The 14,813-nt window shown below is 68.7% G+C and carries 13 protein-coding genes; 8 read left to right on the forward strand and 5 right to left on the reverse strand.

Annotated elements, in window-relative coordinates; translation table 11 throughout:
* Positions 1–267: 267 nt before the first annotated feature.
* The gene (locus VD972_RS39860) at positions 268–417 is read right to left on the reverse strand and encodes a hypothetical protein (protein ID WP_414654202.1); all 150 of its coding nucleotides are present in this window, start codon (positions 415–417) and stop codon (positions 268–270) included.
* 214 nt (positions 418–631) lie between these two features.
* Positions 632–1,414 carry a hypothetical protein gene (locus tag VD972_RS39865; protein WP_324994292.1) on the reverse strand — a complete coding sequence of 261 codons (783 nt, stop codon included), beginning with the start codon at positions 1,412–1,414 and terminating at the stop codon, positions 632–634.
* 82 nt (positions 1,415–1,496) lie between these two features.
* Between VD972_RS39865 and VD972_RS39870 the strand changes: the two genes are divergently transcribed.
* The 7 genes from VD972_RS39870 to VD972_RS39900 all read left to right on the forward strand — a co-directional run bounded on the left by VD972_RS39870 (position 1,497) and on the right by VD972_RS39900 (position 9,460).
* A complete protein-coding gene (locus VD972_RS39870; RefSeq protein WP_324994294.1) occupies positions 1,497–2,936 on the forward strand; it encodes a pyridoxal phosphate-dependent decarboxylase family protein in 1,440 nt (479 codons plus the stop codon).
* Between the two features lie 48 nt (positions 2,937–2,984).
* A complete protein-coding gene (locus VD972_RS39875; RefSeq protein ID WP_324994296.1) occupies positions 2,985–3,758 on the forward strand; it encodes a hypothetical protein in 774 nt (257 codons plus the stop codon).
* Positions 3,759–3,850: 92 nt separating this feature from the next.
* A complete protein-coding gene (locus tag VD972_RS39880) occupies positions 3,851–4,849 on the forward strand; it encodes a DUF2169 domain-containing protein (RefSeq protein WP_324994298.1) in 999 nt (332 codons plus the stop codon).
* On the forward strand, positions 4,842–5,918 hold the full coding sequence (locus VD972_RS39885) for a beta-ketoacyl synthase N-terminal-like domain-containing protein (RefSeq protein ID WP_324994300.1): 1,077 nt from the start codon (positions 4,842–4,844) through the stop codon (positions 5,916–5,918). Before VD972_RS39880 ends, VD972_RS39885 begins: the two co-directional genes overlap by 8 nt.
* Positions 5,918–7,384 carry a PAAR-like domain-containing protein gene (locus VD972_RS39890; RefSeq protein ID WP_324994302.1) on the forward strand — a complete coding sequence of 489 codons (1,467 nt, stop codon included), beginning with the start codon at positions 5,918–5,920 and terminating at the stop codon, positions 7,382–7,384. The genes VD972_RS39885 and VD972_RS39890 overlap by 1 nt, the downstream gene beginning before the upstream one ends.
* Positions 7,385–7,445: 61 nt before the next feature.
* A complete protein-coding gene (locus VD972_RS39895) occupies positions 7,446–8,288 on the forward strand; it encodes a hypothetical protein (protein ID WP_324994303.1) in 843 nt (280 codons plus the stop codon).
* Positions 8,285–9,460, forward strand: coding sequence for a hypothetical protein (locus tag VD972_RS39900; RefSeq protein ID WP_324994305.1), 1,176 nt, complete (start codon positions 8,285–8,287; stop codon positions 9,458–9,460). The genes VD972_RS39895 and VD972_RS39900 overlap by 4 nt, the downstream gene beginning before the upstream one ends.
* Positions 9,461–9,582: 122 nt before the next feature.
* Here VD972_RS39900 and VD972_RS39905 read toward each other — a convergent pair whose 3' ends face one another.
* Both VD972_RS39905 and VD972_RS39910 read right to left on the reverse strand, forming a co-directional pair.
* A complete protein-coding gene (locus VD972_RS39905) occupies positions 9,583–9,990 on the reverse strand; it encodes a hypothetical protein (RefSeq protein WP_324994307.1) in 408 nt (135 codons plus the stop codon).
* A 3-nt stretch (positions 9,991–9,993) separates the two neighbouring features.
* Positions 9,994–11,481: an eCIS core domain-containing protein gene (locus VD972_RS39910; RefSeq protein WP_324994309.1), complete on the reverse strand. Its 1,488-nt coding sequence runs from the start codon at positions 11,479–11,481 to the stop codon at positions 9,994–9,996.
* Between the two features lie 124 nt (positions 11,482–11,605).
* Between VD972_RS39910 and VD972_RS39915 the strand changes: the two genes are divergently transcribed.
* Complete coding sequence (locus tag VD972_RS39915; protein WP_324994311.1) at positions 11,606–12,925, forward strand: hypothetical protein; 1,320 nt, start codon at positions 11,606–11,608, stop codon at positions 12,923–12,925.
* 55 nt (positions 12,926–12,980) lie between these two features.
* Here VD972_RS39915 and VD972_RS39920 read toward each other — a convergent pair whose 3' ends face one another.
* The gene (locus tag VD972_RS39920; protein ID WP_324994313.1) at positions 12,981–14,462 is read right to left on the reverse strand and encodes a serine/threonine protein kinase; all 1,482 of its coding nucleotides are present in this window, start codon (positions 14,460–14,462) and stop codon (positions 12,981–12,983) included.
* Between the last annotated feature and the right edge of the window lie 351 nt (positions 14,463–14,813).

Below are 14,813 nucleotides of genomic sequence, written 5' to 3' on the forward strand. Positions count from 1 at the left end.
GAGCGGCACCGTGAACTCTCGCTTTCGCCGCGAGAACCCCCAAGGCCGCACGTACATCACCTCGCTGCCGATGAGCATCACCCGTCCCACCCGGGTTCCCCCCAGGGTCCGCAGCACCATCCCGGTCTGGATGGAGCGCCGCTCCAGCCTCAGGTTCCACCGCTCCTGCTCCATAGGTGTCTCACCTCCGGCACACTCCGAAGGTGGGGCGGGCCTCGGCTTTGGGGAAGAGCCCTCGAGAGTCCAAGGGCTCTCCTGCGCCCTGGCTCAGCGTCCGAGCTCTCGGGACACCGCGTCCAGGATCTCCTTCTCCGTGGGGAACGCGAAGCTCTCCTTCTTCACCACCGTCTTGCCATTCACCACGATGTCGAAGCATCCCGACGGTCCTGGCTTCAGCTCCGAGTCCAGTTGCAGCACATCCTTCAGGGCAGCCGCCGCACGGACGGCTCGAGGCTTGTAGCCTCAGGCATTGCAGTACAGGATGGTGATCTTCGTGTCGGCCATGGCGTGACCTCCTTCTCGGGGTCAGCGAGCACACCGAGGGGTGCGCCCGTACCTTGAGAGATAATCGCAGGCCCGGGCATTCGCCAACCTCCTCCGCGCGCGCCAGGCCTGTGCTCCCACCTCCAGGTCAGGGCTCGAGGTCCACTCCGGGCGACTCGTCAGGTCGGGGCTCCCCGCCGGACTGTCCGTCCGCGAGCGATTGAATTCCCCGCAGAGCCCCGATCATGCGCCCGAGGATCCGGATCCGCTCCTCGGAGTCCTTCACGAGCAGGTGCCCTCCGATGACGGACGCCATTCCGCGGGAGCTCGCGGCCTGCTCGCACCAGGCGCTGGCGATCTGCTCCGCTGGCAGTCCATCCACCGGGACGAGCTGGGTGATGATCGGGGCGGGTTCGACGAGCAGGAGTCGCTCGAGCAGCTCCTCACGCTCCTCCAGGGAGAGCACGCCCTGGGCGTAGGTGCTGCCCACGCCGTAGTGGGCCCGCAGCAACCCCAGGAGCCGGGCGGTATCGGTGTCCGGCAGCGCCAGCGAGACGCGCAGATCCACGAGCGGCGCGGCCACGACGACGCTGAAGCCCAGCTCGCTGGCCAGCGCGGCCCCCAGTGAGCCCAGCGGCACTGCCTCCGCCACGAGCCGGAAGCGGGTCTCTGGCAACCTCGCCCCCGTGGCACTTGCAGGAGCCGGTGGAGGGGACGACGCATCCCCCGGAACGGCCGAGGGGGGCTCGTAAGACAGCCGCTTCAGGTCCAGCCGGCCCACGGGCGCGTCGGAGTGGGAGATGGAGGTGCGAGGCGGGGGGGGACGGCCCCGGCACGTAAAAGCCACCTCTGCATCAGGCCGGACCTCAGACTTCATCGTGCCGCATCCGGCCAGCGCCAGGACTCCGCCCGCGAGGATGAAGTGTCTCATGCAGCCCCAGTATGCCTGAAGCTGGGAGGACTCGCGGGCTCTCCGTTTCCCACGGGCGTCCCCCGGTCTACGGTGCGCCGCCATGCAGACCTTCCGAGACCGCGCCGCCGCCGCCTACGACGCCGAGCACTTCCGCCGCCAGGGGCACCAGCTCGTGGACCAGCTTGCGGACTACCTCACGAGCGCCACCCGGGGAGAGAACCTGCCCGTGCTCCCCTGGGCCACCCCCGCGGAGAACCTCGCGCGCTTTCCCGCGACCTTTCCCGAGGAGCCTACCGGAGAGCTGTCCGCCTTCATGGAGCGCGTCCTTACCGCCTCCCACCACCTCCACCACCCGCGCTACGTGGGGCACCAGGTGTCTGCCCCCCTGCCGCTGGCCGCCCTGTGTGACTTCGTCTCCGCGCTGCTCAACAACGGCATGGCGGTGTACGAGATGGGCCCCGCCTCCACCGCCATGGAGCACGGTGTGCTGCGCTGGATGGCCGGGCAGCTCGGCCTCCCCGAGAGCGCAGGGGGCATCCTCACCTCGGGCGGCTCTGCGGGCAACCTCACCGCGCTGCTCGCCGCGCGACAGGCCAAGGCCGGGTATGACGCGTGGAGCAGCGGCGCCTCCGCGGGCCCTCCCCTCACGGTGCTCGTCGCGGAGACGGCCCACTACTGCATCGCCCGCTCGACGAAGGTGATGGGCTGGGGCGCTGCTGGCATCACCCCCGTGCCCGTGGACGCGAGCTTCCGGCTCCGCCCAGAGGCCCTGGAGGATGCGCTCACCGCTGCCACCCGCGCCGGCCGTCGGCCCATTGCCGTGGTGGCCAGCGCTGGCTCCACCGCCACAGGCGCGTTTGATCCGCTGGAGGCGGTGGCCGACTTCTGCGAGCGCCACGGCCTCTGGTTCCACGTGGACGGGGCCCACGGCGCCTCGGCGGTGCTCAGCCCCTCGTTCCGCCACCAGGTGAAGGGCATCGAGCGCGCCGACTCCGTGGTGTGGGACGCGCACAAGATGATGATGGTGCCCTCGCTCGTCACTGCTGTGCTCTTCCGCGAGGGCGCCCGCTCCTTCGAGGCCTTCGCCCAGGAGGCCAGCTACCTCTTCCACGGCCAGGACACGCGACGCTGGTACGACGTGGGGCTGCGCACACTCGAGTGCACCAAGGAGATGATGGCCCTCAAGCTCTACACCAGCCTGAGCCTGCTGGGCACCCGCTTCTTCGCGGACTACGTGACGGCCACCTTCGAGCTCGCGCGCCGCTTCGCCCAGCGCCTCCAGGCCTCCGGAGACTTCGAGGTGGCCGTGCCGCCCGACTGCAACATCGTCTGCTTCCGGCATACCCCCGCAGGCCTCCCCGCCTCGGAGCTGGATGCGCTCCAGTCCCGCCTGCGCGAGCAGCTCATCACCCGCGGCGACTTCTACCTGGTGCAGACCAGCCTGCCGAAAGGTGTCTATCTGCGCACCACCCTCATCAACCCACTCACCACGGATGGGGACTTGGACGCCTTGGCGGAGGCGCTGCGCCGGGCGGCGTGAAGACACGAGGGCCGCGCACGTCTCAGGGGTATCTGGGAGACTGAGCCTATGAGCCGAGTCCGCCAATTCCTGTTCCTCGCCGCGCTGGGCGCGGGTGCAACCGGGTGCCGCAGCGTGGGTCCTTCGGAGGTGCTGCTTCCGGACAAGCTGGACGCCCGCCTCCAGAGCAACGCCCAGGCCTGTGTCGAGCGCCTCAACCGGGATCGCGAGCGCGCGCAGAACGCCATGAACCTCTCGGACGTGCTGGTGCTGCTGGGCGCCAGCGCCGGTGCCGCGGGCAGCATTGCAGCGGCCTTCCTCACCAAGACCTCCGTCCGCCGGGCCTCCGCCGTGGTAGGCGCGGTGGGCGCACTGACGGCCGGAGCACCCAAGACGCTTGATGATCCCGCCGACATCCTCACGCGGCGCTCGCGGGCAGAGCGCCACTGGGTCGTCGGCTACAAGGTGCTGACCCAGACGACGATCGCCTCCGCGCCGGCCGGCCTCGCCGCCCAGTCCCTGCAGGTGGCGGAGCTCACCGGCGAGTCCGCCAAGGTGGCCGTGGAGGCTTCCAGCCAGCAGCGCCAGAAGGCGCTCATCTACGTGCTGGACCGGTTCATCGACTGCACCGCCGACCAGCCACCGGAGAACTTCGAGGAGCTCCCCTCCTCGGGCTTCTTCACCGTGGGCACACCAGTGGCCAGCGCCAGGACCCTGAACGACCCTGTAGGGATCGCCGCCACCGAGGGCGAGTCGACGGTCCGCCTCTACGCGGAGCCCCCGGCGGCGGCGGGCCGCACACTGCCTGAGGACAAGGAAGCGGGGGCACCGAACCCTCCCTGACAGGAGGATGACCGGGCGGCAGCTTCAATGGCGGAGGATGGCCGCATTGCCTACCGGATGAAGCCCCCGCTGCCGTACGCTGAGGGCCAAGGATGGATCTCGTCAATCGAACGCCCTTCGCAGTGGTGCCGCTCGTCTTCCTGCATGAGGGACTGGAGACACTGCTCCTGGTGGTGAAGGGGACCTTCACCATCGAGCGGCAGCTCACCCGCGTGGCGGATGAGCAGGATCCCATCGTCCTCGCGGACGAGTACGGGAATGAGCCCCACAACTCGAGCCTTCTTCACGCCTCGGACGTGACGCTGCTCAAGCCCGCCACGGATGTGCTGCTGCGTGGGTACGCATACTCAACGCCTCGCTCGCGGACCGAGGCGCTCATCGCCTTCCGCATCGGGACCCTGAAGAAGGGAGTGCGGGTCTTCGGCGATCGGGTGTGGGAGCGCGTGTTGAGGATGAACCGCCAGTCCGAGCCGAAGCCGTTCGTGAAGATGGAGCTCACCTACGAGAGGGCCTTCGGCGGAACGGACACCAGCAACCCCGAGCACGTCGAGCGCTGTGAGGAGAACCCCGTGGGACGGGGCTTCCGCGGTCGGGAATCCCGGCTCCCGGTGGATGGGGCTCCTCTGCCCAACCTCGAGGAGCCCGGCAAGCTCCTCGAGTCCCCCGACCAGCGGCCGCGCCCCGCATGTTTCGGGCCCATTCCTCCGTCCTGGAAGCCAAGGCCCCTGTATGCGGGGACCTACGACGAAGCCTGGAAGCGGGACGTGTTTCCCTTCCTGCCCCGGGACTTCGATCCGCGCTTCTACCAGTGCGCGCCTCCTGATCAGATCCTCCCGGGATACATCCAGGGCGGGGAACCGGTGGTCATCGCAGGGGCCTCCGCCCAGGGGCAGATCCAGTGTGCACTGCCCACGATGAGACCCGAGGTCACCATTCGCATGGGAGAGCGCACCGAGCAGCCTCTGCTCCAGTGCGATACGATCCTGCTCGATGCGGACCGTCCCGCCGTCACCCTCGTCTGGCGCGCACAGCTGAGCGTCCAGGGGCTCGTGCCGGACGTGCACAGAATCGAGGTCAGTGCTCGTGACTAGGGCGGCGTCGGGCATCGTGGTGACGGGCATCGGGATGAAGACCCCGCTCGGGAACCACTCCGTGCAGAGCGCTGCATCCGTGCGCGCGGGCATCAACCGGTTCCGCCGGTGGCCCCACTTCGGGGTGGATCTGGGCGATGACTCCGGGCTCAACGCCTCGTTCGTCAATCCCGACATGGGAGACGACCCCTGGACGGAGAAGGCCTTCGAGCTGCTCGGGCCTCCGCTGGAGGAGGCGCTGTGGAGCAGCCGCCTCTACGATCTGGAGAAGCACCGAGGCAAGCTGAGCGCCTTCCTGGCGCTCCCGTATCCGGACCGCGAGGGCACCACCACCGAGGCCTTCGAGGAGTTCGCCGCCTCGCTCCGGGAGGACTGCTTCGGAGAGGCGCCTGTCCAGACGGAGATCATCGCGCTGGACCACGCCTCCGGGCTCGTGGCCGTCGCACGTGCCGTCGAGCAGCTCCAGCGAGGGCACGCGGACCTATGCCTGGTGGGAGGAGTGGACTCGCTGCTCGACAGCCGGTTCCTGTATGCGCTCTTTACAGAGAAGCGGCTCAAGGTGGGCAGTCGGGGCTCGGGGCTCATCCCGGGAGAGGGGGGCGCCTTCGTCATCCTGGAACGAGAGAGGGACGCAGCACGCCGCAAGATCAAGCCACTGGCGCGAGTGGAAGCCATCGCCCTGGAGAAGGACGAGCCCTGGGGGCCAGAGGCCCCGCTGAGGGCCGAGGGGCTGTCCCGGGCACTGCGCTCCGTGCTGCAGGTGGCAGGCGCGGGGGAGATCCGCCGCGTGATCACCGATCTCAACGGCGAGCGCTGGCGCTTCCTCGAGTGGGCGCTCGCCGAGACCCGCTGCCTGGAGGAGCTGCCGCGTGGCTGGCAGCTCTGGCACCCGGCGGACTGCCTGGGAGACCTCGGGGCCGCGTATGGGATCTCGGCCATGGTACTCGCCACACGGGCCATGGCGCGCGGCTATCATGGAGACGGCAAGGTGCTGATCAGCGCCTGCTCGGAGCGGGGCGAGCGCGCCGCGATGTGCCTCTCGGCACCTCCCAGGAAGGGAACGGACTGATGTCTACTACCGTCATCGTCAACAACCTGACCGTCGTCCACAAGGACACGGGCGGCATGGCCATCGCGTTCCCGGACGTCTGCAAGACGCCCACGCCGGCGGGACCCGTGCCCATCCCCTACCCGAACACCGCGATGTCCTCGAACACGGCCGAGGGCAGCCAGACCGTCAAAGCCGACGGCCAGCCGATGATGCTCAAGTCCTCGTACTTCTCCATGAGCGCGGGCGACGAGGCGGGCAGCGCGATGGGTGTCGCCTCGAACAAGATCAAGGGCAAGGCCTACCCGAAGATGTACTCGTTCGACGTGAAGGTGGAGGGCCAGAATGTCTTCCGCTTCTCGGACATCATGCTGCAGAACGGCGGCTCTCCCACCAACACCGCGCCCGCAACCGAGCTGCAGATGACCCAGGTCGCCATGGGGGGCAGCGCGGCCGGCAAGCAGCAGAAGGCCAAGGAGCCCGAGCTCACCCGCCTGAAGTGGAGCCGGAAGGAGGCCTGCTGCGGGGACAAGGTCCAGCTCTCCATCCGGTCAAAGAACGTCGACGGCGAGCTCCCGCTGCCCGTGACCGTCCACCGCTCCGAGGATCGAAAGGCGGTGCTCGCCACGCTCTTGACGACCCTCAAGGGCAACAAGGCCGAGCACGACTGGATCACCGTGCGCGGTCCCTACAAGAAGACCGTGATGGCCAGGGGGCTGCAGAAGGAGCTGAAGGGCAAGGAGATGACCAGCCCCAACCTCGAGCTCAAGAGCCCGGCGCCCACCCAGGAGCGGATCCTGGGCAACCGCACTGCGCCCAAGTACGTCATCATGAACGTGGCAGGGGTGGATCAGTGGGTCCCCGCGGGCACGAACTACGGTTGGCAGTACGGCTTTGACATCGCGATCAAGGACGGTGAGCTGGTCGTCACCCGGCCCGTCCAGTTCAGGCTCGAGGCCGGCGTCGTGCTCGGGCCGAAGCGCAAGCGTGCGTGGAAGCGCCAGATCGAGGCGATCTGGAACCGGAAGTTCAAGCTGCACCGGACGAAGTGCAAGCGCGGAGGGCGCTGTGACTGCTCGAGCAGGAATGGCTGCTGCAGCTTCACCATCCGCATCGTCTGCCAGTTCGGCCCCTGGCCCCAGAACCCGGTGGACCTGCACAAGGGCGCGAACGATGGCGTCGACCCGGCGACTGGCAGCGTGCCCACCAACGGGCGCTGGTGGTATTCCAACACCTGGTGGGAGGGGCTGCAGGATGTTCCGGCGACGGTGCGCGCGCACGAGTTCGGGCACCTGATCGGGATGTACGACGAGTACCCGGGAGGAGCCGTTGAAGCCTCGCTCCGGTTCTGGAGCGTGCCCGCCAGCATCATGAACGCTGGGAGCAAGGTCTACAAACGCCACATGAAGGACTTCCATGATTGGTTCACCCAGAAGACCCAAGGGCTCATCGGGCCGACGGCGCTGGTTCCGCTCCGCGGCCCCTGAGCTCGTGCTGTGGTGGCTGGTGCTGGTTCCCTGGGTGAGCACTGGAGAGGAAGGCAAACCGATGCAGCCGTCGTTCGTGCTCTACATCGAATCGCTCGGCCATGGCGGACTGACCATGGCCCTTCAGCCCGACTCGAAGAACAGCTCGGTCGAGCTGCTGTCAAACTTCAAGGGCCGGCAGGAGGTGGGCTACTACGAGCACGCGCTGCCCGCGGGGACGTTCGCGCGGGTCCTCACGCTCCTGGACCAGGTGGGGTTCGACAAGCTGCCGGCAAGCCCAGGCCTCCAGCCGGATACGCCGACCGTCTCCGTGGGGAAGATGTATGCCGGATCGCCCCCGCGGTTCGACATGAAAGGCTATGACGCGGCGAACGTCCCGAAGGCCCTGGATCCGGTGCGCGCGGAGCTGCGCCCCCTGATAGAGGTCATCGTCGCGCACCCGGTGCGGGCGATTCGCGGAGAGGCCGCACCGGTCCAGCCCTCCTTCCGCGGCGACGAGCCGGTGGCCTTCGAGCTCCGTCTCGAGAACGTAGGCACGAAGCCGCTCAAGCTGGACAACCCCTTCCACAAGCGGATGGAGGAGCAGCTGACGGTCCGCCTCCTCGTGACGAGAGACAAGCCCGCCGAGAAGATCCAGGAGAAGGATCAGCTCTGGCTCGACTGCACGGTGGAGCACGTCCACACCCCCGACCGCAAGATCAAGCCTCCGTCGGAGCGGGAGCTCGAGCTCGGCCCGGGCGCGGAGCTGCGCTTCGTGGTCCGCAAGAAGCTGATGCTCCAGCCGGGCCGGTACCGCGCCGTGATCTTCTTCCGCAACAGCCGCCAGAAGAAGACGGAGCTGTCCGCGCCCGGGGTGCTGGGAATGGACCCTGGCGTGTTCGAGGTGGCTGAGGCCTCACCGTGATTGCCGACGCTGGAGACTGGCTGAGAGACGTCCTCGAGGAGCATGCCAGTGAGCTCCCGTTCCTGTGGTCGCAGCGGACGGAGGCTTGGCGCAGGCCCGGGTTCTCCGTGCGCGCGCTGGGGCAGCACGATGAGCGGCTGGACGCCCACACGGACGCCCTCTCCCTGGCGCGGGAGGAGGCGCTCCCCGTCCTTCTCCCCTTGATGGAGTCCGGGGATACCTATGAGGTCCTCTCCGCCGCATGCGCCATGCTCCGGATGGGCCTCGAGCGGGTCGAGCGCGACGTCCTGGAGCTCTTCGGAGAGCTGGCGGAGGACGCGGTCCAGGGCTTCGCTCGAGCCTTCGCATACACGCGCGCGGACCTGAGCCGTGCCCCGACTCCCACTCCTCAGCATGAGGCGGTGGTGCTCCGCGCACTCGCTCAGCGGGGCGAGCTGGAGGACACTCGGCGGCTCAGCGCGTTGCTCCAACACGACGAGCCGGAGGTGCGCAGGCACACGTGGCAGGCCCTGGCGTTCATCGGAGCTCGGAGCAGCCTCAGATGGCGTGACGTGTTCGAGGGCGCCATGGAGGATGAGCCAAGCCTTCGCCGCCTGGCGCTGCGCACCTTCGCGTGGAGTCGCCAGAAGTGGCTGCTCGCGGAGCTGAGGCGAGTCGTCGACGGGCAGGCTCCGGGACGGCCCGAGGCGCTGGAGCTGCTGTCCGTCCTGGGCACGGCGGAAGACGCCCCGCGCATCCGGGAGGCCCTGGCGGACAAGGCCCTGGGGCCCGAGCGCTTCTTCCTCGCAGGACGACTGGGCAACCCGAAGCTGATGGGGCTCCTGCTCTCGGCGATGGAGTCGGAAGACACGCTGGCCGCTGCATGCGCCGCCACTGCGTTCCGGACCATGACCGGGGTCCTGGTGGAGTCTGGCCAGCTCATCGAGCTCGACGATGGGCAGATCCCCATCCCGGACGTCGCGCTGGCAAAGGTCCGCTGGCAGGAGATGGAGCGCAGCTTCGAGAAGAGCACCCGCCTCTGCTACGGCGTGGAGGTTCAGCAAGGCCTCCCGGCCGACGCGCTCCCCCTCTTCGACCTGATCTCGCTGTCAGATGGCCGCCTGCGCGATTTCTTCCACGGGCGCTGGGAGGGTGGCCCCACCGTGCTGGAGGCCTTCCCCTACCGGGGCTGAAGCCTGGCGTCCCGTGGAGCCGGGACCCTCAGGGGTGGAGCAACCCGGGCTTCTGGCCGTGTGTGGAGCGCAGGCCCAGGTGCCCGCCTCGGGTACCCGTCAGCGCCCTCCCCTCCCTCTCGTCACGGAGACACGGCGTGGACGCGCCCCTCCGCGTCCACATCAAAGTGGAGGGAGCCTCGGTTCTGCCCGATCACGAAGAGGGCATAGCGCCCCCCAGGCTCGAGCGGCCGGGGCTCCTCCACCACTGAGAAGCCCTCGGGCCGCTCTCCGTACGCCAGCTGGCGGCCACTGTTCTGGTCCCCGAAGGGCTCGGCGCGCAGGTGCCAGAAGAGCACCCCCTCCCGATTCATCACCTGCACGGTGTTGTAGCGAGGGCGCTCCGGATGCTCCGGGTCCTCCACCAAGAAGCGCGGCGCCGGCAGCCGCTCCTCCTGGGAGGCCAGCACCACCTCGAGCTTCGGGCGGCAGCCGGCAAGCAGCAGGAGGACGGTGCCCAGCACCAGGCTGGCCACAGGCGCGCGCCTCATCGGCTATGGCGCTCCCTGGCCCGCCCGCACCTGCTGGAGCGCTGCCTCCAGCTGGGCCGTGTAGTCCGTGCCGTTGTATTCGAACCGGCGGCCCGGGTTGTCGAAGTAGCCCGACAGCTGCGCCTGCTGCAGGAACTCCGCCTGCTGCTCCGGGTTCAGCTGGCTCCAGGACTTGCCCTCGCGCAGACCCTTCTCGAAGTCGTAGCCGTCCCCAAGGTACTGGGCCACCAGCGCCTCGCTCATGTAGTCCGTGCCACCGTTCTGGTGCTGCCAGACGTGCGCCGACTCGTGCACCAGGAGGTCCTTCGACATCGGCATGTTCTCGGGGGGGATGTAGATGGTGTTGCCGTGCGTGAACGCGCGGCCCGAGGTGCTGAACAGCCCCGAGCTGCCTTCCTTGATGCGCAGCTGCGAGTAGTCAATGCTGTCACCGTACACCTGGCGCAGCGTGGCGACCTCATCCCCGGTCAGCTTGCGGCCAGGAGGCTCCACACCGATCAGCGTCTGCACGGCGCTCAGCGCCCGCCCTCCCATCAACAACAGCGCATCGACAGGTGTCTGCACGAACGTCTTCAGCAGCCCCGAGCCCATCTGCTTCAGGCCCTCTTTGAAGTCGCCGGTGAACAGCTTGCCCACGCCACCGAAGAAAGTGCCAATCCCCTCGCCTACGTTGCGGACCGCACCCACCACGGTGCTCGCCACACCCGTGACCAGGCTGCGCACCCCATCGCCCACGCGCTCGGCCGCCCCCTTCACCACATTGCCCACGGCCTTGGCCGCGCTACCCACAGCGTTGCCCACCGCCTTGGCCGCGCTACCGATGGCGTTGCCCACCGCCTTGGCCGCGTTGCCAATGGCCTTGAACGGGTTCCAGAACTCGACCTCCTTCGCCTGGCCGTCCACGTAGACGATGCCCTTGTCGTTCTCGGCGCGGATCTCCCCCACCTGCGCCGAGGACAGCTTCTCGCCCGAGAGGACGCGCCGGAACAGCTCGCCCTCGTCTCCCGCCGAGTCCTTCGAGTTGAGCTGGGCGTCCAGGTGGTGGCCCGCTTCCTCCACGTAGGTGGACGCGGCCAGCGACGGATCCAGCGACTCGTTGAGCAGCACCGTGCCAGACTCGGCGTCATAGGCCCCGTTGGCCCCTCCCAGAGTCTCGGCCGACACCCGCTTCACCGGGGGAAGCCAGTCGAAGTTCCCCGCCTGCGCCTGCTTCCGGAACTGCTCCGCCTTGCCGGCGTCGTACCCCTCGCCGAACACCGTCCGCAGCGTGTCGTGGAACTTCTGCTTGTCCGCGGCCAGCTCGCCGAACTGGCGGCGGAACGTAGATTGCACGTCCGGCGCCTTTCCGCTGAACGCGCTGACCGTCTCGAAGCCCGCCCGGCGCGCCGTCAGCGCCCCGGAAGCCCCTCCTGCCTTCGCTCCCGCCAGCTCATTCCGGGCCTCCTGGGTCCGGGCCGGCGTCTGCGGGGGAGTCCTCGTCTGGATCTTCATGTCGTCCTCTTCATGGATACCGTACCCCTATCATCGGGAGATCCAGGCCCCAGTTGCCGGGGGCTCCAACATTTGCAGGAATATGGAACCTACCCCTCGCGCAGGGGGGATACATTGCCAGCCTATGAAGCAGACCCAACAGCACCTTCGTGGATGCATCGCAGTGGTGGGCCTCGCGCTGGCTGCGTGTTCGGACACTGAGGAACCGGAGCCTCCTCCCACCGCCACCTGCGCCGAGCCCACCGGCACCCCCGTGGAGCACCAGGGCACCGTCACCTCCCCGCAGACGTGGGCCGCTTCCACCCCGCACCTCATCAGCGCCAACATGACGCTCAGCGCCCCCGTCACCGTGGAGGGCTGCGCCGTCGTCCGCGTGGCCGCCGGCATGTCCGTGGCCATCGGCAGCGGCGGCTCACTCATCTCCGCCGGCTCCGCCGAGCGCCCCGTGCGCTTCGAGCCCGCAGAGCAGGGCAAGCCCTGGGGTCAGCTTCGCATCTCCGCGCCCGGCTCGGCTCGCCTGTCGTGGACCCAGCTGCTCGGCGGTGGCGCCTCCCCCTTCGCCGATGGCACCCTCTATGTGGGCAACAGCTCCGCGCTGCCCGGCCCCCGCCCGCTCTTCGTCGACCACGTCACCATCAACGGCTCGAGCAGCCCTGGCGTCGTGCTCGCAGGCACCACGGGCTTCGCCGAGGGCTCCTCGGAGCTCACCATCACCGCCTCCGGCAGCCAGGCCCTCCCGGAGCCCATCGCCCTCAACCCCAACGCCCTCGGCACGCTGCCCTCCGGCGTCTACACTGGCAACCGCTCGGATGCGCTCTTCGTGAGCCCCTCCATCGCCTCCTCCAGCGTCTTCTATCTGGGCCAGGATGCCACCCTGAAAGATCTGGGCGTCCCCTACCGCGTGGAGGGACTGCAGGTCGGCAACCCCGACTCCCAGGCCACCCTCACCCTCGAGCCCGGCGTGCAGCTGCGCTTCATGCCCGGCAAGACGCTCCTGATCTACGACGCCCGCAGCACCCTCGTGGCTCGAGGCAGCACCCTCAAGCCCATCCTCTTCACCTCCGACAAACCGACTCCGGCCCCAGGTGACTGGACGGGCGTGCGCTTCGAGGGGCTCAATGCCAACGACGTGCTCGACAACGTCCAGGTCCTCTATGCCGGAGGCGACTGCCAGTGCTCCAGCTTCGGTTGCAACTACCTGGAGGGCTCGTTCTCCGTCGCCTCCGCCATCCTCCTGTTCAGCCCGCCACCCTCCTCCTTCATCACCCACTCGCGCATCGAGCACAGCGCCGGCCACGGCATCCTCCGCGGCTGGAGCAGCTCCGCGAGCGTCAGCTTCCTGGGCTCCAACACCTTCTCGAATGTCGTGGGCTGCACCGAGACGACGCCTCGGGACATGGACGGCCGCTGCTCCGCCGACCCTCCCTGTCCCAAGAGCCCGTGACGATGCGTCTCCGCCTCCTGGTACCGCAAGGTGCTGGCGTACTCCCCTGGATCGCTCACGGCTGCCCCGAGGTGGGCAGGGGAGCCTGGTCATACGAGACGAGGTAGCAGCGGTTCTCCCAGTCGAACATCCTCTCACCGCAGGGGGGGCGTTCACCTTCCAGTGGCCCGATCCAGCAACCCCCTACTATCTCCTTCTCCACCCTCGGCTCGCAGGGAGGCCGGCGCTGGTTTGGGAAGGGCTTCGAGGGCATGGGCCTGCCCAGGGAGAGGATCGCTGGCAACACTGCGCCAGGAGCGTCCTGGACAGCAGAGAGCGCTTCCTCCGCCACGCCCCCGTCTGTGGCGAACTGGGCCAGCTCCTCGGGCGTGGCGAGCCAGGGCGCAGGCTCTGGCGCTGGCTTCGGGTGCGAGGGCAGCTCCACCCGCACCGCCAGGGCCACCACGAGGCCACTCACGAGTCCCGCGCTGGCCAGGGAGAGCCAAGCGGGGAAGGAGGGGCGTCGGCGCCGCTCCTCCCGCGAGGAGCGGGTGCTCGGCGCGCGCGCTGGCTCCGTGTCGGAGAGCAGCTCGTCATCCTCCTGGCCATCCGAAGAGGCGCACCCGCCCTCCTCCGTGGCGACGGCGCTGGGAGTGGGGAGAACGGGCCTGTCCGCCTCGGGCCCGGCCGTCTCCACCATCCCCTGGACCTCCCGCTCGAGCTGCTGCGCGGTGCCCCGGGCCTGCCTGTCCTCGGAGAGCAGCCGTAGGGTGAGCGCTTCCAGTTCCAGGCACACCGTGGCCATGGCGCTCGGAGCAAGCACCTCCCTCTCTACAGGCTCTCCCCCGTCCGTGCACGGGGGCAGGTACATCCCTGTCACCATGCGGTAGAGCACCACTCCGAGGGCGTACAGGTCATCCGAGGGCTGGGAGTGCCAGCGTGCCTCGGTGTCCTTCCTGAAGCGCCAGGTGAAGGCCTTCTGCTCCGGGGGCCGGTAGGCGCTGGTACCCGGGGGCGCCGTGGTGTCCGTGAGGGGCTGGGCACCGGCGAACCAGCCGCTTCCCCAGTCCACCAGCACCGCGCGGCCCTGCGGGGTGACACGGATGTTGTCCCCCTTCACGTCGCGGTGGACGGCGCCGCAGGCGTGGGCCGTGGCCAGGGCTCCGGCCAGCTGCGCCAGCACACAGAGCACCTCCCGCGAGGAGCGCGGCTGCTCCCGAAACCAGTCGTAGAGGGTGAAGCCTTCCACCCATTCCATGACGACATAGGGGTAGCGGTGGCCCTTCGGGGAAGTCCACACTCCCATGTCCTCGTACCCGGGAATGGAAGGGTGCAGGCAGCGCCGGAGCAGCTCTGCCTCGCGGGGGAAGCGCGGATCCTGGGGGTTGCGAGCCATCTTGAGGGCCACCGGGGGAGCCTCGGGGTGGCCGGCACGTTGGGCCCGGAACACCACGCCGAAGGTGCCCGAGTCCAGGCGCTCGAGGATGAGCCAGGGGCCCACGGTGGAGCCAGGCACGGGGGCGTGGGCATAGACGGCTGTCTCTTCATCTCCGCTCATGAGGGTTCTCCGATGCAGGCGGGGAGTTGGGAAACACCCTACCGCAAAGGTGACCCGTCATACACCCGCTCCCTTGGGTAGCGCTCAGCACAAGACCCGGGCTACTGGCAGCTACCCCAGAAACCGTGGGTGTTACCTGGGGAGCGTGTGCAGGTACCGGGGGAGCCGTCCGCCTTCCGGCCGGCGCGGCCTTGTTGGGGTGTGCTTTCCCACCTAGCCTGCCGCTATATGAAAGCAGCCCCGCTCCTCTTCGTCGCATGGGCCCTCAGCGGGTGCGCCACTGTCAGCCACTCCAGGGCCGCCGACAGCTTCTTCTCTCGCCTCACCGCGCTTTGCGGCAAAGCCTATGCA

It is taken from the genome of Hyalangium sp., from assembly GCF_035629615.1.
Lineage (GTDB): Bacteria > Myxococcota > Myxococcia > Myxococcales > Myxococcaceae > Hyalangium.